Below are 22,765 nucleotides of genomic sequence, written 5' to 3'. Positions count from 1 at the left end.
AGCCGGCTGCGGGGCGGGCACGGCGGCCGGGGCCGGTGCGGCGGCGGGCGCCGCGGGAGCTGCCGGGGCCGCGACCGGTGCCTGGGCAGGCGGAGCGGCGAAGGGCTGCTGCCCCTGCTGCGGCTGCGGGGCGTACGGGTTGGGGGCCGGGGTGCCGGGAGCGCCGTACGGGTTCGGCTGGGCGGTGCCGTAGGGGCCCGCGGGGGCGCCCTGCTGGGGCGGCGGCGGGGCGTACCAGCCGGGCTGGCCCTGGCCGGGCACCGGCATGTGCGGCTGCGCGCCCGGCGGCAGCGGCTGCTGCAGGCCCGCCTTCTGGTCGACGGTCGAGCGGTAGTCCACGGCGCCCTGCGTCATCCGCATGTACGCCTCCTCCAGCGAGGCCTGGTGCGGCGACAGTTCCCACAGCCGTACGTCCGCCTCGTGCGCGAGATCGCTGATCCGGGGCAGCGGCAGTCCGGTCACCCGCAGTGCGCCGTCCTGCTCCGGCAGCACGTGGCCGCCGGCCTCGGTGAGCGCGGAGGTCAGCTTCTCGCGCAGCTGCGGCTCGGTGTCGGGGGTGCGCACGCGCGCGAAGTCGGCGGAGTTGGCCGAGATGAAGTCCTTGATGCTCATGTCGGCGAGCAGCTGGCCGCGCCCGATCACGATGAGGTGGTCGGCGGTCAGGGCCATCTCGCTCATCAGGTGCGAGGAGACGAAGACCGTGCGGCCCTCGGACGCGAGCGCCTTCATCAGGTTGCGGACCCAGAGGATGCCCTCGGGGTCGAGGCCGTTGACCGGCTCGTCGAACAGCAGCACCTGCGGGTCGCCGAGCAGGGCGGCGGCGATGCCCAGGCGCTGGCCCATGCCGAGCGAGAAGCCCTTGGAGCGCTTTTTGGCCACGCCCTGGAGGCCGACGACCCCGAGCACCTCGTCCACGCGCCGGGCCGGGATGCCGGACAGCTGGGCGAGGCTCAGCAGGTGGTTGCGTGCGCTCCGCCCGCCGTGCACCGCCTTGGCGTCGAGCAGCGCGCCGACCTGACGGGCCGCGTTGGGCAGCTTGCGGTAGGGGTAGCCGGCGATGGTCACCGTGCCGGAGGAGGGGTTGTCCAGCCCGAGGATCATGCGCATCGTCGTCGACTTGCCCGAGCCGTTCGGCCCGAGGAAGCCGGTCACGGCACCGGGCCGCACCTGGAAGGAAAGGTTGTGCACGGCGGTCTTGTCACCGTACTGCTTCGTCAGGCCTACAGCCTCGATCATGCTCCGCACCCATCGAAAGGTTCAGGACAGCGGGGCACACGCCCCCGTAAGGGTTAGGAGGATATCGAGCGACTGACGGTTCCACCCAAAAGAAAGTAAAGCCTGAGCATCACGAGGCGTAACGAAACGGTCTACTGGGCGTCCCGTCGCTTCAGCAGGACGTACCCGCCCAAGAGCGCGGCGATCACCCACAGCACCATGATCCCGAGCCCGCCCCAGGGCCCGTACGGCCTGTCGTCGCCGATTCTCGGCACCACCTGCATGATCCGGCTGCCCGCCTGGTCCGGCAGGAACCGGCCGATCTTCTTCGTCGCGTCGACATTGCCGAGGATGGTGGAGATCAGGAAGAAGAACGGCATCAGGATGCCCAGCGACAGCATCGGCGAGCGCAGCATCGCGGCGACCCCCATGGAGAAGACCGCGATCAGCGTCATGTACAGCCCGCCGCCGACCACCGCGCGCAGCACCCCGGGATCCCCGAGCCGCGCCCGGTAGGGGCCGAGCACCGCCTGTCCGAGGAAGAACGCGGCGAAGCTCGTCGCCATGCCCACGACCAGCGCGAGGGCGCCGGCCACCGCGACCTTGCTGAACAGGAAGGTCGCGCGGCGCGGTACGGCGGCCAGCGAGACCCGGATCATGCCGGTGCTGTACTCGTTCGAGACGACCAGTACCCCGAACACGATCATGGCGAGCTGACCGAGGCTCATGCCCGCGAACGACACGAAGGTCGGGTCGAACGACAGCCGGTCGCTGATCGGCATCGAGTCGAACTGGCTGCGGGAGAGGGCGGAGATGAGCATCCCGAGCGCGATGGTGACCACCACGGCCAGCGACAGCGTCCACACCGTGGACGCCACCGACCGGATCTTCGTCCACTCGGACCGGACGACCCGTGCGGCCGTCATGCCTCGGGCCCCGTCCACCCGGCGCCCCAGCCCCGCGGGGCGCCGCCGGCCGGCCCGGAGCGCGCGTGGTACTCCACCGACTCCGCCGTGAGCTGCATGAACGCCTCCTCCAGTGAAGCCTGCTGGGTACTCAGCTCGTACAGCACGATCCCGTGCCGCGCCGCCAGCTCGCCGATCCGCTCGGCCTTGCCCCCGTCCACCTCCAGCGCGTCCCCGCCCGCCTCGACCACGGTGATCCCGGCCTCGTGCAGCGCGTCCAGCAGCCGCTCCCGCTGCGGCGAACGGATCCGCACGTACGGCCGTGAGTTCTGCTTGATGAAGTCCGCCATGGAGGTGTCCGCGAGCAGCCGCCCCTGCCCGATGACCACCAGATGATCGGCGGTCAGCGCCATCTCGCTCATCAGATGGCTCGACACGAACACGGTCCGCCCCTGCGCGGCCAGCGACTTCATCAGATTGCGGATCCAGTGGATGCCCTCCGGGTCGAGCCCGTTGACCGGCTCGTCGAACATCAGGATCCGCGGGTCCCCGAGCAGCGCACCGGCGATCCCCAGCCGCTGCCCCATGCCGTACGAGAACCCCTTGGCCTTCTTCCGCGCGACCGCGGTGAGGCCGACGGTGTCCAGCACCTGGGCCACCCGGCGCTTCGGGATCCCGTTGCTCTGCGCGAGGCACAGCAGATGGTTGTAGGCACTGCGCCCGCCGTGCACGGCCTTGGCGTCCAGCAGTGCTCCGATGTACGTCAGCGGGTCCGTCAGCTGGTCGTAGTGCCTGCCGTCGATCCGGACATCGCCGGCCGTGGGATGGTCGAGCCCGAGGATCATGCGCATGGTGGTGGACTTCCCGGCCCCGTTGGGCCCGAGGAAACCGGTCACGATGCCGGGCCTGACCTGGAAGGTGAGGTGGTCGACCGCCACCTTCTCGCCGTACCGCTTGGTCAGCCCCGCCAGCTCGATCATGGGGCCACGCTAAGACGGGGAAAAGCCCCTTGCCACCGGAGTGACAAGGGGCCTCGTCCTGTTCAGTGACCGTGGGCCGCAGGACTACCGGGTCTGCTGCGCCGGCACCCCACGAGAGATGGGCTCGTCCTCGGCCGGCGCACCCGCGGCGGCGACGGCCGCGCCGGTCAGCGTGGCGAGCATCTCGCGGACGTTCGTCAGCTGGGCGTTGATGCTGTCGCGGCGGTTGGTCAGCGCCGCCAGCTCGCGCTCGGATTCCGAGCGGATGCGGTCGGCCTTGGCGTTGGCGTCGGCCACGATGTCCTCGGCCTGGCGCTGGGCCGTCTCCACCGTCTGGCGGGCGCGGCGCTCGGCGTCCGTGCGCAGCTTCTCCGCCTCCAGACGCAGCTGCTCGGCGCGGTGCTCGATCTCGGCCAGGCGCTTCTCGGCCTTCTGCTGACGCGAGGCCAGGTCGCGCTCGGACTGCTCGCGGCGCTTGGCGAGGTTCGTCTCGAAGTCGGCGGCGGCCTGCGCGGCCTTGGCGCGGGTCTCCTCGAAGAGGGCGTCCGCCTCCTCGCGCTTGGACTGCGCGTCCTTCTGCGCCTCGGCACGCAGCTGGGAGGCGTCGGCCTTGGCCTTCTCGACGATCCGGACGCCCTCGTCCTCGGCCTTGGACTTGCGCTCCGCGGCGTAGGACTCGGCGTCGTTGCGGACCTGCTGGGCCGCCGACTCGGCGAGGTCGCGGTGCTGTTCGGCCGCCCGCCGGGCCTCCTCACGCAGTTCCTTGGCCTCTTCCTCGGCCAGACGCAGGATCTTCTCGACCCGCGCGCCGAGACCCGCGTACGACGGCTCGGCGTCGGTGACCTGGGCCTGGGCGTTCTGCGTTTCGAGGTGGAGCTCCTCGATGCGCTTCTCCAGAGCGGTGATCCGGGTGAGAGCGCTGTCACGGTCGGAGACGAGCTTGGAGATACGTTCGTCCACCTGAGCGCGGTCGTACCCACGCCGCACAAGCTCGAAGCCGTAGGGGGAAGTGTCGCTCATGGGGTTCCTGTCGAATGAGACCGGTGAGGTGATAGGTGGAATCCTAGGGGCCGAAGCGGTGTGTCATCGAGCGGATACGTGTTTGATCTGGAGAATGAGACCCCTTTTGAGTGGCTCGCGGCCGGAAGGCTTGCCAACGACCCGGGCAAAGCCCCCAGAAGACACCGGAACGCACCCCTCACGCTAGCCCTCTGACGGCTTGCCACCCGAACGGGGGGCGCCCGCCGTCGCGCCGGCCTTGACCCCGCCGTCCTTGGCGGAACCCGGGGCCTCGAAGGACTCCAACGCCTCCAGGACGTCCTGGACACGGGAGATCTCGGCGTTGATGTCCTCGCGTCGGCGCACCAGGATCTCCAGCTCGCGCTTGCCCTCCTCGACCGTGCGCCGGGCCTCCCGGATCGCCTCGGCCTTCAGCTCCTCGGCCTCCTTGACGAGGCTGGCCTTCTTCTGCTCGGCCTCCTTGAGCAGTCCTTCCGCCTTCTTGACGGCGGCGATGCGCACCTTGCCCGCCTCGGAGTTGGCGTCCGACACCAGCTCCTTGGCCTTGGCCTCCGCCTTGCCCAGCTGCTCCTCGGCGGCCTTGATGAGCGCGTCGCACCGGTCGCCCGTGGACTTCATCGTCTCGGCGGCCTCGCGGCGGGCCCGCTCGTGCAGCTCCTCGATCTCGGTGGTGATGCGGTCGCGCAGCTCCTCCGCGCGCTCCCTTATCGCGGTCGCGTCCCGGCGCGTGCCCACCAGCAGCTCGTCCGCGTCCGTACGGGCCTTCTCCACCAGGGAGTTGCCCTCCACGGTCGCCTCGGCCACGAGCCGCTCGGCCTCGCTGCGGGCCGCGCCCACCATCGTGTCGGCCTGCGACTCCGCGTCCGCGGTCGTCTTCAGCGCCTGCTGCTGCGCCTCGGTCAGCAGCTTGTCCGCCTCGGCCGTGGTCTCGGTGATGAGCGTGTCGACCTGCTCGGCCGCCTCCGAACGCCGCTTGTTGGCGTCCTTGCGGGCCTCGTCCAGGGTGCGCTCGGCCTCCTCGCGCGCCGAGTTGACGAGCCGTTCGACCTCGGCCTCCGCGTCCGCCCTGAGCCGCTCGGCCTCGCCGCGCAGCCGCTCCGCGTGCTGCTGGGCCGACCCCACCGTCTCCGCGGCCTCGGCACGAAGCCGCTCGGCGTCGCCGGTCGCGTCCCCGATGAGCTGCTCGGCGTTCGCCACCGCCTCCGCACGGACCCGGTCCGCCTCGGTGAGCGCCTCGGTGCGGACGCGCTCGGCCTCCGCCGCCGTGTCCGTCTGGAGCCGCTCGGCCTCCGCGATGGTCTCGGTCTGCAGTCGTTCGGCCTCGCTGCGGGCCTCGGTGATCAGCGTGTCGGCCTGCGTCGCCGCGTCCGAACGGATGCGGTTGGCGTCCTCACGGGCGTCCGCCCGGGTACGGGCCGCCGCCTGGTCGGCCTCGGCGAGCGCGTCCGAGGCCTCGGTGCGCACCCGCTGGGCGTACTCGGACGTGTCCGCGCGCAGCCGCTCGGCCTCCGTGATCGCCTCCGCGACCGTACGCTCGGCCAGCGCCTTGGCGGCCTCCGTCTCCTCGTTCGCCTCGCGCCGGACCCGGGAGGCGTCCTCGCTCGCCCGCTCCCGCTCGGCGTAGGCGTCGGCGCGGACCCGGTCCGACTCCTCCTCGGCCTCCCGCTTCGTACGGTCCGCCGCGTGCTCGGCGGCCGAGCGCAGCCCGGTGATCTCCTCCTGGGCCTGCTCGTGCAGCCCGGCGACGGAGTCCCGCACCTGCTGGGCGTGCTGCTCGGCGGCGGACACCATCTCGCCGGCGCGCCGGTCGGCCTCCTCGACCAGCCGGGTCGCCTCGGCCTGTGCCTCCTCCACCCGCTTGCGGGCGGAGGCCAGCAGTTCCTCGCTCTGCTCGCGGGCGCGCAGCCGCTCCTGATCGGCCTCCTCGCGCGCCGAACCGAGCGTCTCCTCGGCCTCGCGGCGGCGCCGGGCGGCCTCCTCCTGCGCGGCGGCCAGTGTCTCGGACGCCTCGGCGGCGAGCCGCTCGGCGGCGGCCTGCGCCTCCGCGCGCACCCGGTCGGTGGTCTCCTGCGCCTCGGTCTTCAGCCGCTCGGCCTCGGCGGCGGCCTCGGAGCGCAGCCGTACGGCCACGGCCTCGCCCTCGGCACGGGAGGCGGACGCGTCGGACGCGGCCTCGGTGCGCAGCCGCTCGGCCTCGGCCTCGGCCTGCTGCTGGAGCGTACGGATCCGCTCGGCGGCCTCCGCGCGCAGCCGCTCGGCCTCCTCGGCGGCCTCCCGGCGGATCCGCGCCGCCTCCTCGCGGGCCTCGGTCAGCGCCTGCTCGGCGGAGGCCAGCCGCTCCTGCGCCTCGGTCTGCAGCCGGGTCAGCTCCCCGGCGGCCTCGGCACGGCGGGCCTCCACGGCGCGCTCGGTCTCCTCGCGCAGCTCGCGCGCGGCGGTCTCGGCGTCAGTACGTACCGTCTCGACCTGCTCGTCGGCCTCGGCGCGCAGCCGCTCGGCCTCCGTGCGGGAGCGCTCCAGGGTCTCCTCGGCCTGCCGGCGCAGCGCCGTGGCCCGCTCGATCGCCTCGGTGCGGACCTTCTCGCTGTCGGTGGTCGCGCTCTTGCGCAGCTCGTCGGCGTCCGCCTTGGCCTTGGCCAGCAGCTCCTCGGCGGACTTGGCGCCCTCCTCGATCTGCGTGACGGCCTCGCGACGGGCCTCGGCGCGGATCGACTCGCCCTCCGCGACCGCGTCGGCCCGCAGCTGCTCGGCCTCGCCGCGCAGCCGGCGGGCCTCCTCCTGCAGCTCGACCGTCTTGGCCCGGTACTCCTTGGTGTCGTCCTTCGCCGCGCCCTTGAGCTGCTCGGCGATGTCGTGCGCCTCGGCGCGCAGCCGGTCCGCCTCGGCCTCGGCCTCGGTGCGGATCCGCTCGGCCTCCTCGGCGGCGGCCTTCGTGGTCTTCTGGGCGTCCTCGGACGCCTTGTTGAGAACGTCTTCGGCGGTCTTGGCCGCCTTGGACAGCTGGGAAGCCGTCTCCTCGGCGGTGATCGAGCGGGCCTTCTCACCGGCCTCGGTGACGATCTTCTCGGCCTCGGCGCGGGCGTCCGAGACCAGCTGCTCGGCCTCGGCGCGGGTGCTCTCGGCCTCCTTGGTGGCCTCCTCGACCAGCCGGGCGACCTGCTCCTTCGCCGTACGCGTCCGCGTCTCGTTCGCGGCCTCGGCACTCGACAGGGTCTTCGCGGCGGCCTGCTCGGCCTCCGTGACCAGCTTCTCGGCCTCGGTCCGCGCCTTGCGCAGCGCCTCCTCGGCCGCCGCCATGCGCTCCTCGGCGGCCCGGCTCAGCTCGGCGGACTGCCGGCGCGCGGCGTCCGACTCGCTGACGGTGGAGCTGCGCAGTTGCTCGGCGTGGTCGGTGGCCTCCTGGGCCTGCGTGGACGCGGCGTTCAGCAGGCGCTCGGCGTCCGTGCGGGCGCGGCGCAGGATCTGGTCGGCCTCCGCGCGCGCCGTCTCGGCGTCGTTGCGCAGCCGCTGGCGGGCCTCGGCGGTCAGCCGCTCGGCCTCCGCGCGGGCGCCGGCCAGCGCCTGCTCGGCCTCCGTGCGGGACTCGTCGAGCAGCCGGCGGGCCTGCGACTCGGTCCGGGCGCGCAGCTGCTCCGCCCAGGCCACGTTCTCGTTGACGTGCGACTCGACCGTGGCGCGGCGCTCGGCCAGCTCCTGATCGAGCTGCTGGCGCCGGGTCACCGCCTCCTGGTGCAGCTCGGCCTGGAGCCGGGCGGCCTGCTCGGCATGCTCCTGGAGGATGCGCTGGGTCTGCGCGCGGGCCTGGCTCAGCTCCCGCTCGGCGTCCTGGCGCAGCTGGTCGGCCTGGACCTGGGCATTGCGCAGCAACTGCTCGGCCTGGTAGCCGATGTCACCGCCGTCATAGGCGGGCCGGGTCATGAGGGTGCGGCGCGCCTCGTGCAGCTTGGCGCGCAGCACCTCGACCTGGTAGCCGAGGTCCTCGGCGTGCTGGATCGCCTTCTCCCGCTCGGTCCTCAGCCGCTTCATCTCGGCCTCGAACCGAGAGAGGTGGTCGACGTCAGCCGCCGGCTCTCGCTCCTGGCTCTCGTAGCCCCGCACTGCGCGGTCCCATCCGTCCCCTGGTCAGCTTCTGCAACGAGCACCGTCCATCCGCCGAACGGGGCCCCCGGGGAATGGTGTCAGATCAACGGCGGAGCACGGGCTGCTGCCCCGACGCTCGTCCCCCGAAACCCGGACCCCGGCATGCGGTCGCCCCCGCGTTCAGAGACGACCGCCCCCAACCCTACCGGCCCTTATGTACGGGGGTCAGTGCTCAGGGGACTCAACCGGGGCCGAAGTGACCAGTTCTGTCAGAACGCCGTGGCAATCCTTTGGGTGCAGGAAGGTGATCCGCGACCCCATGGAACCGCGCCGGGGCTGGTCGTACAGCACCCGGACACCCTTGTCCCGGATCTCCTCGGAGTCCCCGTCCACGTCCGCCGTACCGAAGGCGATGTGGTGAACACCCTCACCGTTCTTCGCGAGCCACTTGCCGACCGCGGAGTCCTCGCGGGTCGGCTCCAGCAGCTGGAGGTAGGAGGCGCCGCCGTCCGACGTCCCATTGATCTTGAGCATGGCCTCGCGCACGCCCTGCTCCTCGTTGACCTCGGTGTGGAACACCTCGAAGCCGTATGTGGCCCGGTAGAACTCGACGGTCGCGTCGAGGTCGTGGCAGGCGATCCCGATGTGGTCGATTCGCGTCAGCATGGATTCAGTGCAGCGCTCGCCGGGTGGTTACGCAACGTGCGCGCGATCACACCGACGGGCCGATGACGGCACGGAGTGCCACTCAGTACATTCGAAGTAAACCCTCGTTCACTCCTCGGCTGTGCAAGCCGGTAAGGGGATCGCAGCTCATGCCTTCTGGAACGACCAGCTCCGTGATCGTCGCGGGCGCGCGCACGCCCATGGGACGACTCCTGGGCTCCCTCAAGTCCTTCTCCGGCGCCGACCTGGGCGGCTTCGCGATCAAGGCGGCCCTCGACCGTGCGGGGATCGGCGGCGACCAGGTGCAGTACGTGATCATGGGGCAGGTGCTCCAGGCCGGGGCGGGGCAGATCCCGGCACGTCAGGCGGCGGTCAAGGCCGGCATCCCGATGAGCGTTCCGGCGCTCACCATCAACAAGGTGTGCCTGTCCGGCCTCGACGCCATCGCCCTGGCCGACCAGCTGATCCGCGCCGGCGAGTTCGACATCGTCGTGGCCGGCGGCCAGGAGTCCATGACCAACGCCCCGCACCTGCTGCCGAAGTCCCGCGAGGGCTTCAAGTACGGCGCGATCGAGATGCTCGACGCGATGGCCCACGACGGCCTGACCGACCCGTGGGAGAACATCCCGATGGGCGAGTCGACGGAGAAGCACAACACGCGCCTGGGCATCGGCCGCGAGGCGCAGGACTCGGTGGCCGCCCTGTCCCACCAGCGGGCCGCCGCCGCACAGAAGAACGGCGTCTTCGAGGCGGAGATCACCCCGATCGAGATTCCGCAGCGCAAGGGTGAGCCGGTCGTCTTCAGCAAGGACGAGGGCATCCGCGCCGACACCACCGTGGAGTCCCTGGGCAAGCTGCGCCCGGCGTTCACGAAGGACGGCACGATCACGGCGGGCACCAGCTCCCAGATCTCCGACGGCGCGGCGGCCGTGGTCGTGATGAGCAAGGCCAAGGCCGAGGAGCTGGGCCTGGACTGGCTCGCCGAGATCGGCGCCCACGGCAACGTGGCGGGCCCGGACAACTCCCTGCAGTCCCAGCCGTCCAACGCCATCCTGCACGCCCTGAAGAAGGAGGGCCTGGCGGTCGGCGACCTGGACCTGGTCGAGATCAACGAGGCCTTCGCCGCCGTGGCGGTCCAGTCAATGAAGGACCTCGGCGTGTCCACGGAAAGGGTGAACGTCAACGGCGGCGCCATCGCGCTGGGCCACCCGATCGGCATGTCCGGCGCCCGTCTGGTGCTCCACTTGGCGCTCGAGCTCAAGCGGCGCGGCGGCGGGGTCGGCGCGGCGGCGCTGTGCGGTGGCGGAGGCCAGGGTGACGCACTGATCGTGCGGGTACCGAAGGCGTAAGCAATCTCCTTGTGCGGGTCTGTACGTCGGTGAAGTGAACGGAGCTGTTTGATGCAGGACGTCTCCTCTCTGGTGGCCCAGGCCAGGGAAGGCCGGCCGCGGGCCGTGGCCCGGCTGATCTCCCTGGTGGAGGGGGCGTCCCCGCAGCTCAGGGAGGTCATGGCGGCGCTGGCCCCGCTGACGGGCAACGCCTATGTGGTCGGCCTGACCGGCTCCCCGGGCGTGGGCAAGTCGACCTCCACCTCGGCCCTCGTCACGGCGTACCGCAAGCAGGGCAAGCGGGTCGGTGTCCTGGCCGTCGACCCGTCGTCCCCGTTCTCCGGGGGCGCCCTGCTCGGAGACCGCGTCCGTATGTCGGACCACGCCTCCGACCCCGGGGTCTACATCCGCTCGATGGCCACGCGCGGCCACCTGGGCGGCCTGGCCTGGTCGGCCCCCCAGGCGATCCGGGTCCTCGACGCGGCCGGCTGCGACGTGATCCTGGTCGAGACGGTGGGCGTCGGCCAGTCGGAGGTGGAGATCGCCTCCCAGGCGGACACCTCCGTCGTCCTGCTGGCCCCGGGCATGGGGGACGGCATCCAGGCGGCCAAGGCCGGCATCCTGGAGATCGGCGACGTCTACGTCGTCAACAAGGCCGACCGGGACGGCGCGGACGCCACGGCCCGCGAACTCAACCACATGCTGGGCCTCGGCGAGGCCCGCGGACCCGGAGACTGGCGCCCGCCGATCGTGAAGACGGTGGCGGCCCGCGCGGAGGGCATCGACGAGGTCGTGGAGGCGCTGGAGAAGCACCGCGCCTGGATGGAGGAGCACGGCGTCCTCACCGAACGCCGCACGGCCCGCGCCGCCCGCGAGGTGGAGACCATCGCGGTCACGGCCCTGCGTGAACGCATCGGCGACCTCCACGGCGACCGCCGCCTGAGCGCCCTGGCGGAGCGCATCGTCGCAGGCACCCTGGACCCCTACCGCGCGGCGGACGAGCTGGTCACGGGTCTGACGGAGGGCTGAGGCGGGGCCCGACCTGCCGATGCCCCCGCCGAGGGGCGGTATGGCTGCGCTGGGGTGGCGGCCGCGGTGGTCATGGCCGTGCGGATGGAGTGGGGCGTCGCGGGTGGAGTGGATCGTCGCGGGTGGGCCGGAGTCCTGCCGCGCGGCGGACGAGCCGGTGGCGGGGCCGGCGCAGGGCTGCGGCTTGCCGCCCGCCGATGGCCCCGCCGGGGGTCCTGCGGCGCCGAGTCCCCTGCGGAGTGCATCGTCGCAGGTGGGCGGGGTCCCTGCGGGCGGCTCGTGAGCGGGTGGCGGGGTCACCCCCTGGTCAACTCCCGCGCCGTGCCGTTATCTTGATCTGCATGTCCCTCTTCTTGGCGTAGAGCGCGCACCGGATCGCGAGGTCGGCCATCGGCCCCCGCGTCCTTCGGTGTCCCCTCTTCCGCCTCTCGCAGAGGAACTTCAGCGTGTCCACGCATCCTTCGCGGCCCTCGTACGCCGCCGTGCTGCGCGTCCCGTACGCGCGCCGTACCTTCGTCTCCGCCCTGACGGCCCGCCTGTGCTACGGCACGGTCTCGATCGCGGTCCTGCTGTCCGTCACCCGGGCCACCGGGTCCTACGCCGTCTCCGGCGCCGTGATGTCCCTGTTCGGCGCCACGGCGGTCTTTCTGATGCCGTGGCGGGCCACCCTGGTCGACCGCCACGGCCCCCGCCGGGCCCTGCTGCCCATGGCCGTCCTCTACGGCGCCCTGCTGACCCTCCTGGCCGCCTTGACCTGGCGCCCGGGCGCACCCGCCCCGGCCATCGCCACGGTCGCCGCCCTCACCGGCGCCTGCGCACCTCCGCTGGGCCCGACCATGCGCGCCCTGTGGAGCGAACTCGTCGAAGACAGGCGCCTGTTGCAGCGCGCCTACAGTCTCGACGGGGTCGCCGAGGAGCTGCTCTACGTCTCCGGTCCGGCCCTCGTCGGCGCCCTGCTCGCCGTGGCACCGCCCGCCTGCGGCATTCTGCTCAGCGCGTTCCTGATCGTGGCCGGCACCGGCGTCTTCGTCACCTCCCCGGCGCTGCCCGGCCCGCGCCCCACACCCCCCAGGCAGCGGCGCCTCGGCTCCCTCTCCGGCCTGCTGGCCCCGGTCGCCGTCGCCGCCGGCGCCGGACTCGCCCTGAGCGGCGTGGAACTGCTGGTGATGGCCTTCGCCACGCAGCGGTCGTACGACACCGGGGTGGTCCCCTGGGTGCTGGGCGCCCTCTCGGCGGGCAGTGCGGTGGGCGGTCTGGTCAACGGGGCGGTGGAGTGGCGTGCCCCCGCCCGGGCCAGGCTGTGCTGGTTCGCGGCGGGGCTCGGCCTGATGATCGCCACGGCGGCCCTGGCCCCCGGCCTGTGGACGCTCACGGCGGTCATGGCCTGCGCCGGAGCCTTCCTCGCTCCCGCCCTGACCACGGCCTACCTCCTGGCCGACGATCTCGCGACCGAGGGCACCCGCACCCGCTCCGGCGCCTGGGTCAACACGGCGATAAACGCGGGCAGTTCGGTGGGAGCACTGGTGACGGGCCTGCTGATTGGCCGGCTCCCGCTGGGGGTGTGCTTCGCGCTGTCGGGCGCGGTGGGCATCCTGTCGGCCGCCATCGCCCTGGCGGGCGGCCGCCGTGCCGCCGCTGCGGTGCCCGCTCCGCAGCGGCCGTCGTACCTGTCGTGACTCCGGGCAGCCTCAGGGACGCCCCCGCTGCCCCCGCAGGTGCTCGGCGATCGGCTTCAACGCCTTGTCCAGCTCCGTCAACGCCTCCGGTGACAGCAGATCGATGAAGTGCCGCCGCACCGATGCCACATGGTGCGGCGACACCTTCTGCATCGTCTCCATCCCATGCTCGGTCAGCACGGCGTACAGCCCCCGCCGGTCGGACTCGCAGTTCTCGCGGCGCACCAGGTTCGCGTTCTCCATCCGCGTGATCTGGTGCGAGAGCCGGCTCTTGGACTGCAGTGTCGCGGAGGCGAGGTCGCTCATCCGCATCCGTACGTCGTCCGACTCGGACAGGTTCACGAGGATCTCGTAGTCGTTCATAGTCAGGCCGAACGGCTGCAGATCCTTCTCCAGCTGGTACGTCAACAGCCTGTTGACCTCCAGGTGGGTGCGCCAGGCGCACTGCTCCGCATCGGTCAGCCAGCGCGTGGCCGTTTCGGTCTCCATGAATGAAGTCTACCTAAGAAGTTGAATGGCGAACTATTTCGGATGATGTGACAGTGCGCACGCGTTCGACGTCACACTCCGCAGACTACCGCTCACAGCCCGAAGCGACGCTGGAGGTCTCCCAGCTGTCCGGGAAGGCGCGGTACACCCGACGGTTGCGGACCGTGTCCGCCCGGACCCGTTCCGCCACCTCCGGGGACTCCCGGTCCGGACGGAACGACCCCCGTCGCCGGCTCGTCCATGACGGCCTCCGACGACTGCAGAAGGACCGTCCCGGCACCCACGAACTCGAACTGGTGCTCCTCGCCGGAAACCCCGCCGAGGCCTGTCATCGCACGTAGACCGCCCAGTACCCCCGTCAGATACCCGTGGTCGTAGTGATGGCACGGCGAGGGGCAGTCGGCCCACCCGACGAGTGCCTGCGGGTCGACCCGGATCGGAGGTTCCATGAACACCACCGGACCGTTAGATGCGGCGACAAACTTGCCGGTTCCGATAAGGGTCAGAAAACCCGGCACGATCGATTGTTTGAGCGCGAGACTTGGCTGAAAAGCGAGCAGGTTGCCCGCGCGAATGGTCAAGTTCCCGTCGTCCAGGTCGTAGGAATTGACGTCGAAGGCCCGGTCGGCGAGCAGCATCCGGCCCGAGCCCTGCGCCACGACCCAGTCGCTCGCGTGCAGTGGCGAATGGAATGAGGTACGGACAAGTCGGTCGAGTCGCCCGTGCCCGATCCCGTTGAACTCGATCGCCCCGTAGTAGGCGATCATCTTCCCCTTCTGCAGGAACCACTGCCCGCTCTTGAGCTCGACGCTGAACGTGTACTTGTTGACGTTGTCGTCGACGGGCAGCGTCGCCGGGTCGTACACGACCGGTCCGGCCGGGCCGGCGCCCGAAGGTCCGTAGGTGCTCACAGCTTCTCCTCCGACGCCTGGACGAACACCGTGCCGCTGCCGCTCAGCTCCAGCTGGAAGGCCTCGCCGGAGCCACGGCCCACCATCTCGCGCCAGCCGAGCGCCGCCGACAGCTTGTTGCGCACCTCGCCGTGGTGGGCGACGTAGGCCTGTGGGTCGACGTGGACCGGGTGCTGCGGGGTGATCGGGATCTCGAAGACGCCGCCGTGCGCCATCACGGCGACCGAGCCCTGGCCCTGGAGGGTGGTGGTGAACAGGCCCTGACCGGTGACCTGGCCCCGGACCATGCCCATGACCCCGCCCTGCGAGCCCATGAACATCGTGCCCTGGCGCAGCGTGCCCTCGAAGGCGAGCAGCCGGTCCGCCTCGACGTACAGCGTGTCGCCGGAGAGGTCGATGACGTGGACGTGGTGACCGCCGTGCCCGAAGAACACCGTGCCGCTGCCCTCGACGGTCATCAGCGGGGTCGCCTCGCCCGTCACCCGCCGCCCGAGCATGGACATCAGCCCGCCCTGGCCGCCCTGGATGTTGGGCGTGAAGGACACGTCGCCCCGGTAGGCGAGCATCGCCCCGCGCTGGCTGAACAGCCGCTGTCCGGGCAGCACGGTCGCCTCGACCATCTTGGAGTTGATCTCCCGGAACGCCATGTCTACAGATCCCCCGCGATCGTGTTCCGCTCGCTCGGCTGCACATAGACCAGTCCGTCGCCCTCGAAGCGGATCTGGAAGGCCTCGCCGCCGCCTTCCCCGAGGAACGTGCGGAACGTCACACCGGACTGGAAGGACTGCCGTACGTCGCCCTGATGGGCGATGTACGCCCCCGGGTCCACGACCAGCGGATACTGCGGGCTCACGCGCAGCACCACCGCCGGGCCGTCGGACAGCAGAGCCGCCTGCCCGTGCCCCTCGACCGTCGTCGTGAACAGCCCGTTGCCCTGCGAGGCGCCGCGCAGCCCCGTGAACGTCGTACCCGTCCGCAGCCCGGCGTCCGTCACGAGCAGATTGCTCGACTCGACGTACAACTTCTCCCCCTGGAGGCTCACGAGGTTGATCTCCGAGGCGCGGTCCGCGAACCAGCACGTCCCGTGCCCCTTCACCTCCATCACGTTCATCTGCTCGCCGGTGAGCCTGCGGGTGACCATCCCGCGCAGCCCCTCACCACCGCCGGTCAGCTTCTTGAAGGTCATCTGCCCGTCGTACGCGACCATCGAGCCGTTCTTCGCCTTCACGGCGTCCCCGGTCATGTCGACGGCGAGCACCTTGCTGCCTTGGAGTCGGAACATCGCCACGCAGCGAAAGTAGCGGCGGCGCGGGTGGACGGAACAGGCCCCGTGGGTGGATACCGACCCTGAGCGGACCCCTAGGGCGACCGTTTGCCACAATGGCGTGACGTTTGTGCTTGCGTTCACAAACCGTGGACGTCTCTCCCACCGAAGGTGACCCGTGGACATCAAGACCGCCACCGCCCTCCGCCGCCTCCGCCTGGTCTCCGCCCCGGAAGCCGTGTCCTTCCTGATCCTGCTCGTCTGCTCGGTGCTGAAGCGGACCACGGACTTCAACGCGGTCCCCGTCATGGGCGCGGTCCACGGCGTCCTGTTCGTCCTCTACGTGCTCTTCTGGGCGGACGCCTGGAACCGCACCAAGTGGCCGCTGAAGACCGCCGCCCTGTACTTCGTCCTGTCCGTGCTGCCCACCGGTGGTTTCTTCGCCGAGCGCAAGCTCAAGCGCGCCGCCGAGGACGAGGTCATCGCCGCCCGCGCCCGTCAGGAAGGGGTTGTCAACGCATGATCGTCGCCTTCTCCGTGACGCCCCTCGGCGTCGGCGAGGACGTGGGGGAGTACGTCGCCGACGCCGTCCGCGTGGTCCGCGAGTCGGGCCTGCCCAACCGCACCGACGCCATGTTCACCTCGATCGAGGGCGAGTGGGACGAGGTCATGGACGTCGTCAAGCGCGCCGTCGCCACAGTGGAGGAACGGGCGCCGCGGGTTTCCCTCGTCCTCAAGGCCGACATCCGACCCGGTGTCACGGACGGGCTCACGTCCAAGGTGGAGACGGTCGAGCGGCACCTGGCGTAGCCGCGGCCCCGCATCCCCTCAGGCCGGCTGTCCTGCCCTCAGCGCCATCCCCAGCGGTGTTCGTTCGTACGGGACCTGGTGGCCGTAGCGCCGCGGCTCCACGCGGCTCGGGCTGCTGATGTGCGCCCTGCCCGTCGGCACGGTGGCCGGTGAACTGTTCGCGGGGGCCGGGCTCGGGCCGGTGACCCGCGAGCGCGTCGCGCTCCCGCTGCTCCGCCTGGCCCCGCTGCCGTACCTCGGCTACGCCCTGCGCCCCGGGCTCGCCGTGTCCTTGTTGCTCCTGGTGCTGTCCGGCGCCGGATCGGCGTACACCCTGGGGCCGGACCAGTGGTTCGTGCGGGCGGTGCCGCAGGAGTTGCGCGGGCGGGCCATGACCGTGCTGAGCGCCGGACTGATGACCGCCCAGGGCCTCGGCATGGCACTGGCCGGGGTGGTGGGCCAGGAGGCGGGGGTGCGTACGGCCGTCGCCGGCGCGGGTGCGGCGGGTGTGCTGTGCTGCTGCGGGCCGGCCGTGGTGGCCCGCGCGACGCAGGGCCGGGAGGCGGCCGCAGACCGGGGGCGCCCGAAAGCCGAGACGGGGCTGCCCCGAATATGACTGGCCGGTAGGGTCTGATGACGTGCCGAAGCCTCTCAGCCTCCCCTTCGACCCCATCGCCCGTGCCGACGAGCTCTGGAAGCAGCGTTGGGGAAACGTGCCGTCCATGGCCGCGATCACCTCGATCATGCGGGCCCAGCAGATCCTGCTCGCCGAGGTGGACGCGGTGGTCAAGCCGTACGGACTGACGTTCGCGCGCTACGAGGCGCTGGTGCTGCTCACCTTCTCCAAGGCCGGCGAGCTGCCGATGTCCAAGATCGGTGAGCGGCTCATGGTGCATCCCACGTCCGTGACGAACACCGTGGACCGGCTGGTGAAGTCCGGCCTGGTGGCCCGGCGGCCCAACCCCAACGACGGCCGCGGCACCCTCGCCGTGATCACCGACAAGGGCCGCGAGGTGGTCGACGCGGCCACCCGCGACCTGATGGCCATGGACTTCGGGCTCGGGGCGTACGACGCGGAGGAGTGCGCGGAGATCTTCGCGATGTTCCGCCCGCTGCGGATCGCGGCGCACGATTTCGACGACGACTGACCGGCGACCGACCCCGGCCAAGATCTCCCGGAACGGGTGGTTACGCTCGACTGCATGAAGAAGAGCGTGCTGACCCGTTACCGCGTCATGGCCTACACCACGGGTGTCCTGCTGGTGCTGCTGTGCCTGAGCATGATCGCCAAGTACGGGCTGGACATCAGCGGTGCCGCCGACGTCACGCGCGTCGTCGCCATCGCCCACGGCTGGCTGTACGTCGTCTACCTCGTCGTCGCCTTCGATCTGGGCTCCAAGGCGAAGATGCCGGTCGGCCGGCAGCTGTGGGTGCTGCTCGCGGGCACGATTCCCACCGCCGCCTTCTTCGTCGAGCGCAAGCTCACCCGCGAGCTGGAGGCCAAGGTCACCGACCGGGCCCCGGCCGTCGCCAAGGCGTAGCACACCGCTGGTCCCACTGCCGTACGAGTGCCGTACGGCAGTTGGCCATCGACATTTACTAGGACGTCCTAGTAAATTCGATGGTATGGACGCTCACGCCATCGAGGAGGGCCGCCGACGCTGGCAGGCCCGCTACGACGCCGCGCGCAAGCGCGACGCTGACTTCACCACGCTCTCCGGCGATCCCGTGGAGCCGGTGTACGGGCCCCGACCCGGGGACACGTACGAGGGATTCGAGCGGATCGGGTGGCCCGGGGAGTACCCCTACACGCGCGGGCTCCATCCGACCGGCTACCGCGGGCGTACCTGGACGATCCGGCAGTTCGCCGGTTTCGGCAACGCCGAGCAGACCAACGAGCGGTACAAGATGATCCTCGCCGCGGGCGGCGGGGGTCTGTCCGTCGCCTTCGACATGCCGACCCTGATGGGCCGCGACTCCGACGAACCGCGCTCGCTCGGCGAGGTCGGGCACTGCGGGGTCGCCATCGACTCGGCCGCCGACATGGAGGTCCTGTTCAAGGACATCCCGCTCGGTGACGTCACGACCTCCATGACCATCAGCGGGCCGGCCGTGCCCGTCTTCTGCATGTACCTGGTCGCCGCCGAGCGGCAGGGCGTGGACCCGTCGGTCCTCAACGGCACGCTTCAGACCGACATCTTCAAGGAGTACATCGCACAGAAGGAATGGCTCTTCCAGCCCGAGCCGCATCTGCGCCTCATCGGCGACCTCATGGAGTACTGCGCGGCCGGCATCCCCGCGTACAAGCCGCTGTCCGTCTCCGGCTACCACATCCGCGAGGCGGGCGCGACGGCCGCACAGGAGCTGGCGTACACGCTGGCCGACGGCTTCGGCTACGTCGAGCTGGGGCTCAGCCGCGGCCTGGACGTCGACGTCTTCGCGCCCGGCCTCTCCTTCTTCTTCGACGCGCACCTCGACTTCTTCGAGGAGATCGCCAAGTTCCGTGCCGCACGCCGGATCTGGGCCCGCTGGATGCGGGACGTGTACGGCGCGCAGACCGACAAGGCCCAGTGGCTGCGCTTCCACACGCAGACCGCCGGTGTCTCGCTGACCGCGCAGCAGCCGTACAACAACGTGGTCCGTACGGCCGTGGAGGCGCTGGCCGCCGTGCTCGGCGGGACCAACTCGCTGCACACCAACGCCCTCGACGAGACCCTCGCGCTGCCCAGCGAGCAGGCGGCCGAGATCGCGCTGCGCACGCAGCAGGTGCTGATGGAGGAGACCGGGGTCGCCAACGTGGCCGACCCGCTGGGCGGTGCCTGGTACGTCGAGCAGCTCACCGACCGGATCGAGGCCGACGCGGAGAAGATCTTCGAGCAGATAAAGGAGCGGGGCCTCAGGGCGCACCCGGACGGGCGGCACCCGATCGGGCCGATCACCTCCGGGATCCTGCGCGGGATCGAGGACGGCTGGTTCACCGGTGAGATCGCCGAGTCCGCCTTCCGCTACCAGCAGTCCCTGGAGAAGGGGGACAAGCGGGTCGTCGGTGTCAACGTCCACACCGGGTCGGTCACCGGGGACCTGGAGATCCTGCGGGTCAGCCACGAGGTGGAGCGCGAGCAGGTCCGCGTGCTCGCCGACCGCAAGGGCGCACGGGACGAGGCCGCGGTGCGCGCGGGGCTGGACGCCATGCTGGCGGCCGCGCGGGACGGCGGCAACATGATCGAGCCGATGCTGGACGCCGTACGGGCCGAGGCGACGCTGGGCGAGATCTGCGGGGTGCTGCGGGACGAGTGGGGGGTGTACACCGAGCCGGCGGGGTTCTGAGCGCGGTCAGGCGGACGAGGTGAGCCCCACGAGCAGGACGCGCGTGAAGCTGCGCACCCACTCCTCGTCCGCCGCCTTGCCGCTCACCAGGGTGCGGTGCACGACCGCGCCCGCCACCACGTCGAAGATGAGGTCCACCGTGCGGGCGGACTCCCGCGGATCGGGTTCCGGCGGGAGTTCGCCCCGTTTCTGCGCCCGTGCGCGGCCCTGGAGGACCAGCCGCATCTGACGCTCCACGATGGAGGTGCGGATGCGCTCGCGCAGGGCGTCGTCGCGGGTGGCCTCGGCGACCACCGCCATCAGGCCGCTCTTGGCCTCCGGGCGGGCGAGGATCGCCGCGAACTGCAGGACCACGCCCTCGATGTCGGCGGCCAGGCTGCCCCGGTCGGGCAGTTCCAGCTCGTCGAAGAGTTCCGCCACGGCGTCGACCACGAGTTCGTTCTTGCCGGCCCAGCGCCGGTAGAGGGTCGTCTTCGCAACCCCTGCCCGCGTCGCCACGTCCCCCAGAGTGAGCTTGGACCAGCCCAGCTCCACCAGCGCCTCCCGGGTCGCGGCCAGGATCGCCGTGTCAGCGGCGGCGCTGCGCGGGCGTCCGGTACGGCTGGCGGGGGTGCGGCTCTGCATCCCTTGACCATAACCGGCGGGTCCTGTGGCGTCGTGAGGGAGATCACCGGGGTGTGGTGTCGCGCGGACCCCGCATGGCATTACGCTACGGGTCGTAGCGAAAGCTCGTGAGGGACGTACACGGGCGCGACCATGAGGCGTGGGGTGGGGACCCGGCGCCCCGGCGCACGACTTTTTCATTCAGGCGCGGGAACGGGGGAGGATAGACGCATGCAGCCACGGAACATGTCCATGAGCGGCGTCGTCGACCTCGCCGCGGTGAAGGCGGCCCAGGAGGCCAAGGCCAAGGCCGAGCAGACGCGCGCCGAAGCCGCCCGGCACGGCGGCGCGGGGGCTGTCGCCCCGACCGATCTCGTCATCGACGTCGACGAGGCGGGATTCGAGAGGGAAGTCCTCCAGCGGTCCGCCGAGGTGCCCGTCGTCATCGACTTCTGGGCCGAGTGGTGTCAGCCCTGTAAGCAGCTGAGCCCGGTCCTGGAGCGCCTGACCGTCGAGTACAACGGGCGCATCCTCCTCGCCAAGATCGACGTCGACGCCAACCAGATGCTGATGCAGCAGTTCGGGGTGCAGGGCATCCCGGCGGTGTTCGCCGTCGTCGCGGGGCAGGCGCTCCCGCTGTTCCAGGGCGCGGCCCCCGAGGCACAGATCCGGGAGACCCTGGACCAACTGGTGCAGGTCGCCGAGGAGCGGTTCGGGCTGACCGGCCTGACCGTCGACCCGGACGCCGAGCCGGGCGGCCCCGCCGAGAACGCGCCGGCGGTCGGGCCGTACGACGCGATGCTGAACGCCGCCGCCGAGGCCCTGGACGCCGGTGACCTGGCCGGTGCCGTCCAGGCCTACAAGAACGTGCTGGCCGACGACCCGGGCCACCCCGAGGCCCAACTCGGTCTGGCGCAGGCCGAACTGCTCCAGCGGGTGCAGGGCTTCGACCCGCAGCAGGTCCGTCAGGAGGCGGCCGGCAAGCCGGCCGACGCCGACGCGCAGATCGCCGCGGCCGACCTGGATCTGGTGGGCGGGCATGTCGAGGACGCCTTCGGGCGGCTGATCGACACCGTGCGGCGCACGGCGGGCGAGGACCGCGACAAGGTGCGGCTGCGGCTGCTGGAGCTGTTCGAGGTCGTGGGGCCCGAGGATCCGCGCGTGGTCGGGGCGCGCAGGGCGCTGGCGCGGGCGCTGTTCTGACCAGTCGCTAAACGCCACGGCTTGTGATGCCGGGGTGAAAGATTTGCCGACGAGGCGTCACGGCGACGGTGCTTTACCAAATCTTGGTAATTGCACGTGCTGTTACTCGGAGTAAATCAAGGCCGTTGATCTGTCTGGTTTCGTCCAGGGATCAACGGCTTTGCTCTGCCCAAAGATGCGACCGAGTGTCGCGCTCCGAGACCGGCGGGTCGTCCTTCGGTTATCCCGCCGTTACTAGCCAGTAACGAACCCCCTTGTGTCCGGGGCGAGAATGCACCACGATCGGCGACGCTCGGTCCATTCCCGTACCCCGGCAGCCGGTTGGGTCACGGGAGACTCTGGGTCCCCACCGGGCAGAGCCGGCGGCAGTGGCGCCGGCTCTAGGGCAGGGGGGTCTTCGCCGGACGGCGAAGCCTGTCCAGCAAGGTTGTGCGTGATGCGTGTCAGGCGCGACCAGTGGTTGTCGCTCGGGGGTGATCGCCGGTGATTCGGGCGCGGTTCGCGCCACCGAGCGCAGGCGCTCTCCTTTCCGAGGACGTAGCACTTCTCCCATCCCTGCCCGGATGAGCCGTCCACCGCGGCGCTCCGAGCCAGGAGATGTACGTCCGAGAAGGAGGAAATATGGAGTCCCAGGTGCGTGGCGGGACCAGATGGAAGCGGTTCGCTGTGGTCATGGTGCCCAGCGTGGCCGCCACAGCGTGCATAGGTGTCGCCCTCGCGCAGGGCGCTCTCGCGGCCTCGTTCAGCGTGTCCGGCCAGCAGTTCAAGGTGACGGCCGACACGCTTCACGGCAAGGGTTTCGCGCAGTACGGAGCGATCGACAACGGCTACACGCTCGACGGGAAGAAGACGGCCCACCCGGTCGCCGTCTCGTCGTTCAATGACGCCACGATCACCAACATGTGCCAGTCCGTGGTCACCCCGGACGTGCCGTTCTTCGGCTCGGTCACCCTCCGCCTGGAGGCCGGTGGCAAGGGGCACGACGCGGTCCAGGCACACAACCTCTACATCGACCTCGATGACCTGAAGGCCGATGCGACCTTCAACAACATCGACATCGGTGTGGCCGCCAAGGACGCCAACAAGGGTCCGGGCATGAAGGGCAACGGCGAGCAGGCCAACCCGTACGGTTTCGCCCAGCAGGCGGACTCGGCGGACCTGACCGGCGTTCAGCAGACGGCGTGGGCCACCACCGCCGGCACCTTCAAGCTCAGCGGTCTGCACATGTCGCTGCACGAGGGTTCCGGCAAGGGAATCGAGTGCTACTAGGCACTCGATGA

Annotated in this window: 22 protein-coding genes; 11 read left to right on the top strand and 11 right to left on the bottom strand. The window is 71.0% G+C overall.

Features of this window, described 5'->3' with window-relative positions:
- The 6 genes from ADK64_RS29500 to mce form a co-directional block, all read right to left on the bottom strand.
- Nucleotides 1–1,236, bottom strand: a 1,236-nt coding sequence (locus ADK64_RS29500) for an ABC transporter ATP-binding protein (RefSeq protein ID WP_053663825.1), incomplete at its 3' end; no start/stop codon positions are given.
- A 131-nt stretch (nucleotides 1,237–1,367) separates the two neighbouring features.
- The gene (locus ADK64_RS29495; RefSeq protein ID WP_053663823.1) at nucleotides 1,368–2,141 is read right to left on the bottom strand and encodes an ABC transporter permease subunit; all 774 of its coding nucleotides are present in this window, start codon (nucleotides 2,139–2,141) and stop codon (nucleotides 1,368–1,370) included.
- Nucleotides 2,138–3,100, bottom strand: coding sequence for an ABC transporter ATP-binding protein (locus tag ADK64_RS29490; RefSeq protein ID WP_053663821.1), 963 nt, complete (start codon nucleotides 3,098–3,100; stop codon nucleotides 2,138–2,140). The genes ADK64_RS29495 and ADK64_RS29490 overlap by 4 nt, the downstream gene beginning before the upstream one ends.
- Nucleotides 3,101–3,184: 84 nt before the next feature.
- Nucleotides 3,185–4,120, bottom strand: coding sequence for a cellulose-binding protein (locus ADK64_RS29485; RefSeq protein WP_053663819.1), 936 nt, complete (start codon nucleotides 4,118–4,120; stop codon nucleotides 3,185–3,187).
- A 183-nt stretch (nucleotides 4,121–4,303) separates the two neighbouring features.
- Entirely contained in the window at nucleotides 4,304–8,218 is a 3,915-nt protein-coding gene (gene scy, locus ADK64_RS29480) for a polarized growth protein Scy (RefSeq protein WP_053663817.1), read from the bottom strand.
- A 207-nt stretch (nucleotides 8,219–8,425) separates the two neighbouring features.
- Nucleotides 8,426–8,866, bottom strand: a complete 441-nt coding sequence (gene mce / locus ADK64_RS29475) for a methylmalonyl-CoA epimerase (RefSeq protein ID WP_053663815.1) — start codon at nucleotides 8,864–8,866, stop codon at nucleotides 8,426–8,428.
- 149 nt (nucleotides 8,867–9,015) lie between these two features.
- Here mce and ADK64_RS29470 point away from each other — a divergent pair, with 149 nt between their 5' ends.
- The 3 genes from ADK64_RS29470 (at nucleotide 9,016) to ADK64_RS29460 (ending at nucleotide 12,899) form a co-directional block, all read left to right on the top strand.
- Entirely contained in the window at nucleotides 9,016–10,215 is a 1,200-nt protein-coding gene (locus ADK64_RS29470; protein WP_053663813.1) for an acetyl-CoA C-acetyltransferase, read from the top strand.
- 51 nt (nucleotides 10,216–10,266) lie between these two features.
- A complete protein-coding gene (gene meaB / locus ADK64_RS29465; RefSeq protein ID WP_053663811.1) occupies nucleotides 10,267–11,223 on the top strand; it encodes a methylmalonyl Co-A mutase-associated GTPase MeaB in 957 nt (318 codons plus the stop codon).
- Between the two features lie 446 nt (nucleotides 11,224–11,669).
- Entirely contained in the window at nucleotides 11,670–12,899 is a 1,230-nt protein-coding gene (locus tag ADK64_RS29460) for an MFS transporter (protein ID WP_053663810.1), read from the top strand.
- A 12-nt stretch (nucleotides 12,900–12,911) separates the two neighbouring features.
- On the opposite strand, the gene ADK64_RS29455 is transcribed toward ADK64_RS29460, so the two are convergent.
- From ADK64_RS29455 to ADK64_RS29440, 4 genes are all read right to left on the bottom strand, one after another.
- Nucleotides 12,912–13,388 carry a MarR family winged helix-turn-helix transcriptional regulator gene (locus tag ADK64_RS29455; RefSeq protein ID WP_053663808.1) on the bottom strand — a complete coding sequence of 159 codons (477 nt, stop codon included), beginning with the start codon at nucleotides 13,386–13,388 and terminating at the stop codon, nucleotides 12,912–12,914.
- A gap of 92 nt (nucleotides 13,389–13,480) precedes the next feature.
- Nucleotides 13,481–14,299 carry an AIM24 family protein gene (locus tag ADK64_RS29450; protein WP_053663806.1) on the bottom strand — a complete coding sequence of 273 codons (819 nt, stop codon included), beginning with the start codon at nucleotides 14,297–14,299 and terminating at the stop codon, nucleotides 13,481–13,483.
- On the bottom strand, nucleotides 14,296–14,946 hold the full coding sequence (locus ADK64_RS29445) for an AIM24 family protein (protein WP_053663804.1): 651 nt from the start codon (nucleotides 14,944–14,946) through the stop codon (nucleotides 14,296–14,298). Before ADK64_RS29445 ends, ADK64_RS29450 begins: the two co-directional genes overlap by 4 nt.
- Nucleotides 14,947–14,948: 2 nt before the next feature.
- The gene (locus tag ADK64_RS29440) at nucleotides 14,949–15,581 is read right to left on the bottom strand and encodes an AIM24 family protein (RefSeq protein ID WP_053663836.1); all 633 of its coding nucleotides are present in this window, start codon (nucleotides 15,579–15,581) and stop codon (nucleotides 14,949–14,951) included.
- 160 nt (nucleotides 15,582–15,741) lie between these two features.
- On the opposite strand from ADK64_RS29440, the gene ADK64_RS29435 reads away from it, so the two are divergent.
- The 6 genes from ADK64_RS29435 (at nucleotide 15,742) to ADK64_RS29410 (ending at nucleotide 19,679) form a co-directional block, all read left to right on the top strand.
- Nucleotides 15,742–16,086 carry a DUF3817 domain-containing protein gene (locus tag ADK64_RS29435; protein ID WP_053663802.1) on the top strand — a complete coding sequence of 115 codons (345 nt, stop codon included), beginning with the start codon at nucleotides 15,742–15,744 and terminating at the stop codon, nucleotides 16,084–16,086.
- A complete protein-coding gene (locus ADK64_RS29430; protein WP_053663800.1) occupies nucleotides 16,083–16,373 on the top strand; it encodes an MTH1187 family thiamine-binding protein in 291 nt (96 codons plus the stop codon). Before ADK64_RS29435 ends, ADK64_RS29430 begins: the two co-directional genes overlap by 4 nt.
- 118 nt (nucleotides 16,374–16,491) lie before the next feature.
- Nucleotides 16,492–16,968, top strand: a complete 477-nt coding sequence (locus tag ADK64_RS29425) for a hypothetical protein (protein ID WP_420713052.1) — start codon at nucleotides 16,492–16,494, stop codon at nucleotides 16,966–16,968.
- A 22-nt stretch (nucleotides 16,969–16,990) separates the two neighbouring features.
- On the top strand, nucleotides 16,991–17,500 hold the full coding sequence (locus ADK64_RS29420; RefSeq protein WP_053663798.1) for a MarR family winged helix-turn-helix transcriptional regulator: 510 nt from the start codon (nucleotides 16,991–16,993) through the stop codon (nucleotides 17,498–17,500).
- A 54-nt stretch (nucleotides 17,501–17,554) separates the two neighbouring features.
- Complete coding sequence (locus tag ADK64_RS29415; protein ID WP_053663796.1) at nucleotides 17,555–17,893, top strand: DUF3817 domain-containing protein; 339 nt, start codon at nucleotides 17,555–17,557, stop codon at nucleotides 17,891–17,893.
- An 85-nt stretch (nucleotides 17,894–17,978) separates the two neighbouring features.
- Complete coding sequence (locus ADK64_RS29410) at nucleotides 17,979–19,679, top strand: acyl-CoA mutase large subunit family protein (RefSeq protein WP_053663794.1); 1,701 nt, start codon at nucleotides 17,979–17,981, stop codon at nucleotides 19,677–19,679.
- A 6-nt stretch (nucleotides 19,680–19,685) separates the two neighbouring features.
- Here ADK64_RS29410 and ADK64_RS29405 read toward each other — a convergent pair whose 3' ends face one another.
- Nucleotides 19,686–20,303: a TetR/AcrR family transcriptional regulator gene (locus ADK64_RS29405; RefSeq protein ID WP_053663792.1), complete on the bottom strand. Its 618-nt coding sequence runs from the start codon at nucleotides 20,301–20,303 to the stop codon at nucleotides 19,686–19,688.
- A gap of 210 nt (nucleotides 20,304–20,513) precedes the next feature.
- Between ADK64_RS29405 and ADK64_RS29400 the strand changes: the two genes are divergently transcribed.
- Complete coding sequence (locus ADK64_RS29400; RefSeq protein WP_053663790.1) at nucleotides 20,514–21,485, top strand: tetratricopeptide repeat protein; 972 nt, start codon at nucleotides 20,514–20,516, stop codon at nucleotides 21,483–21,485.
- A 621-nt stretch (nucleotides 21,486–22,106) separates the two neighbouring features.
- On the top strand, nucleotides 22,107–22,754 hold the full coding sequence (locus ADK64_RS29395) for a DUF6230 family protein (protein ID WP_053663787.1): 648 nt from the start codon (nucleotides 22,107–22,109) through the stop codon (nucleotides 22,752–22,754).
- Nucleotides 22,755–22,765: the final 11 nt, after the last annotated feature.

This window comes from Streptomyces sp. MMG1121 (assembly GCF_001280015.1).
Taxonomy (GTDB): Bacteria; Actinomycetota; Actinomycetes; order Streptomycetales; family Streptomycetaceae; genus Streptomyces.
Note: the sequence above shows the minus strand (reverse complement) of the source record. Positions and strands in the feature narration are given on the sequence as shown.

Excerpts from the sequence above, each read along its gene's own strand:
- ADK64_RS29495 (WP_053663823.1), bottom strand. The coding sequence starts at position 2,141 with ATGACGGCCGCACGGGTCGTCCGGTCCGAGTGGACGAAGATCCGGTCG.
- ADK64_RS29490 (WP_053663821.1), bottom strand. The coding sequence starts at position 3,100 with ATGATCGAGCTGGCGGGGCTGACCAAGCGGTACGGCGAGAAGGTGGCG.
- ADK64_RS29485 (WP_053663819.1), bottom strand. The coding sequence starts at position 4,120 with ATGAGCGACACTTCCCCCTACGGCTTCGAGCTTGTGCGGCGTGGGTAC.
- mce (WP_053663815.1), bottom strand. The coding sequence starts at position 8,866 with ATGCTGACGCGAATCGACCACATCGGGATCGCCTGCCACGACCTCGAC.
- ADK64_RS29470 (WP_053663813.1), top strand. The coding sequence starts at position 9,016 with ATGCCTTCTGGAACGACCAGCTCCGTGATCGTCGCGGGCGCGCGCACG.
- meaB (WP_053663811.1), top strand. The coding sequence starts at position 10,267 with ATGCAGGACGTCTCCTCTCTGGTGGCCCAGGCCAGGGAAGGCCGGCCG.
- ADK64_RS29455 (WP_053663808.1), bottom strand. The coding sequence starts at position 13,388 with ATGGAGACCGAAACGGCCACGCGCTGGCTGACCGATGCGGAGCAGTGC.
- ADK64_RS29445 (WP_053663804.1), bottom strand. The coding sequence starts at position 14,946 with ATGGCGTTCCGGGAGATCAACTCCAAGATGGTCGAGGCGACCGTGCTG.
- ADK64_RS29440 (WP_053663836.1), bottom strand. The coding sequence starts at position 15,581 with ATGTTCCGACTCCAAGGCAGCAAGGTGCTCGCCGTCGACATGACCGGG.
- ADK64_RS29430 (WP_053663800.1), top strand. The coding sequence starts at position 16,083 with ATGATCGTCGCCTTCTCCGTGACGCCCCTCGGCGTCGGCGAGGACGTG.
- ADK64_RS29425 (WP_420713052.1), top strand. The coding sequence starts at position 16,492 with ATGTGCGCCCTGCCCGTCGGCACGGTGGCCGGTGAACTGTTCGCGGGG.
- ADK64_RS29415 (WP_053663796.1), top strand. The coding sequence starts at position 17,555 with ATGAAGAAGAGCGTGCTGACCCGTTACCGCGTCATGGCCTACACCACG.
- ADK64_RS29410 (WP_053663794.1), top strand. The coding sequence starts at position 17,979 with ATGGACGCTCACGCCATCGAGGAGGGCCGCCGACGCTGGCAGGCCCGC.
- ADK64_RS29405 (WP_053663792.1), bottom strand. The coding sequence starts at position 20,303 with ATGCAGAGCCGCACCCCCGCCAGCCGTACCGGACGCCCGCGCAGCGCC.
- ADK64_RS29400 (WP_053663790.1), top strand. The coding sequence starts at position 20,514 with ATGCAGCCACGGAACATGTCCATGAGCGGCGTCGTCGACCTCGCCGCG.
- ADK64_RS29395 (WP_053663787.1), top strand. The coding sequence starts at position 22,107 with ATGGAGTCCCAGGTGCGTGGCGGGACCAGATGGAAGCGGTTCGCTGTG.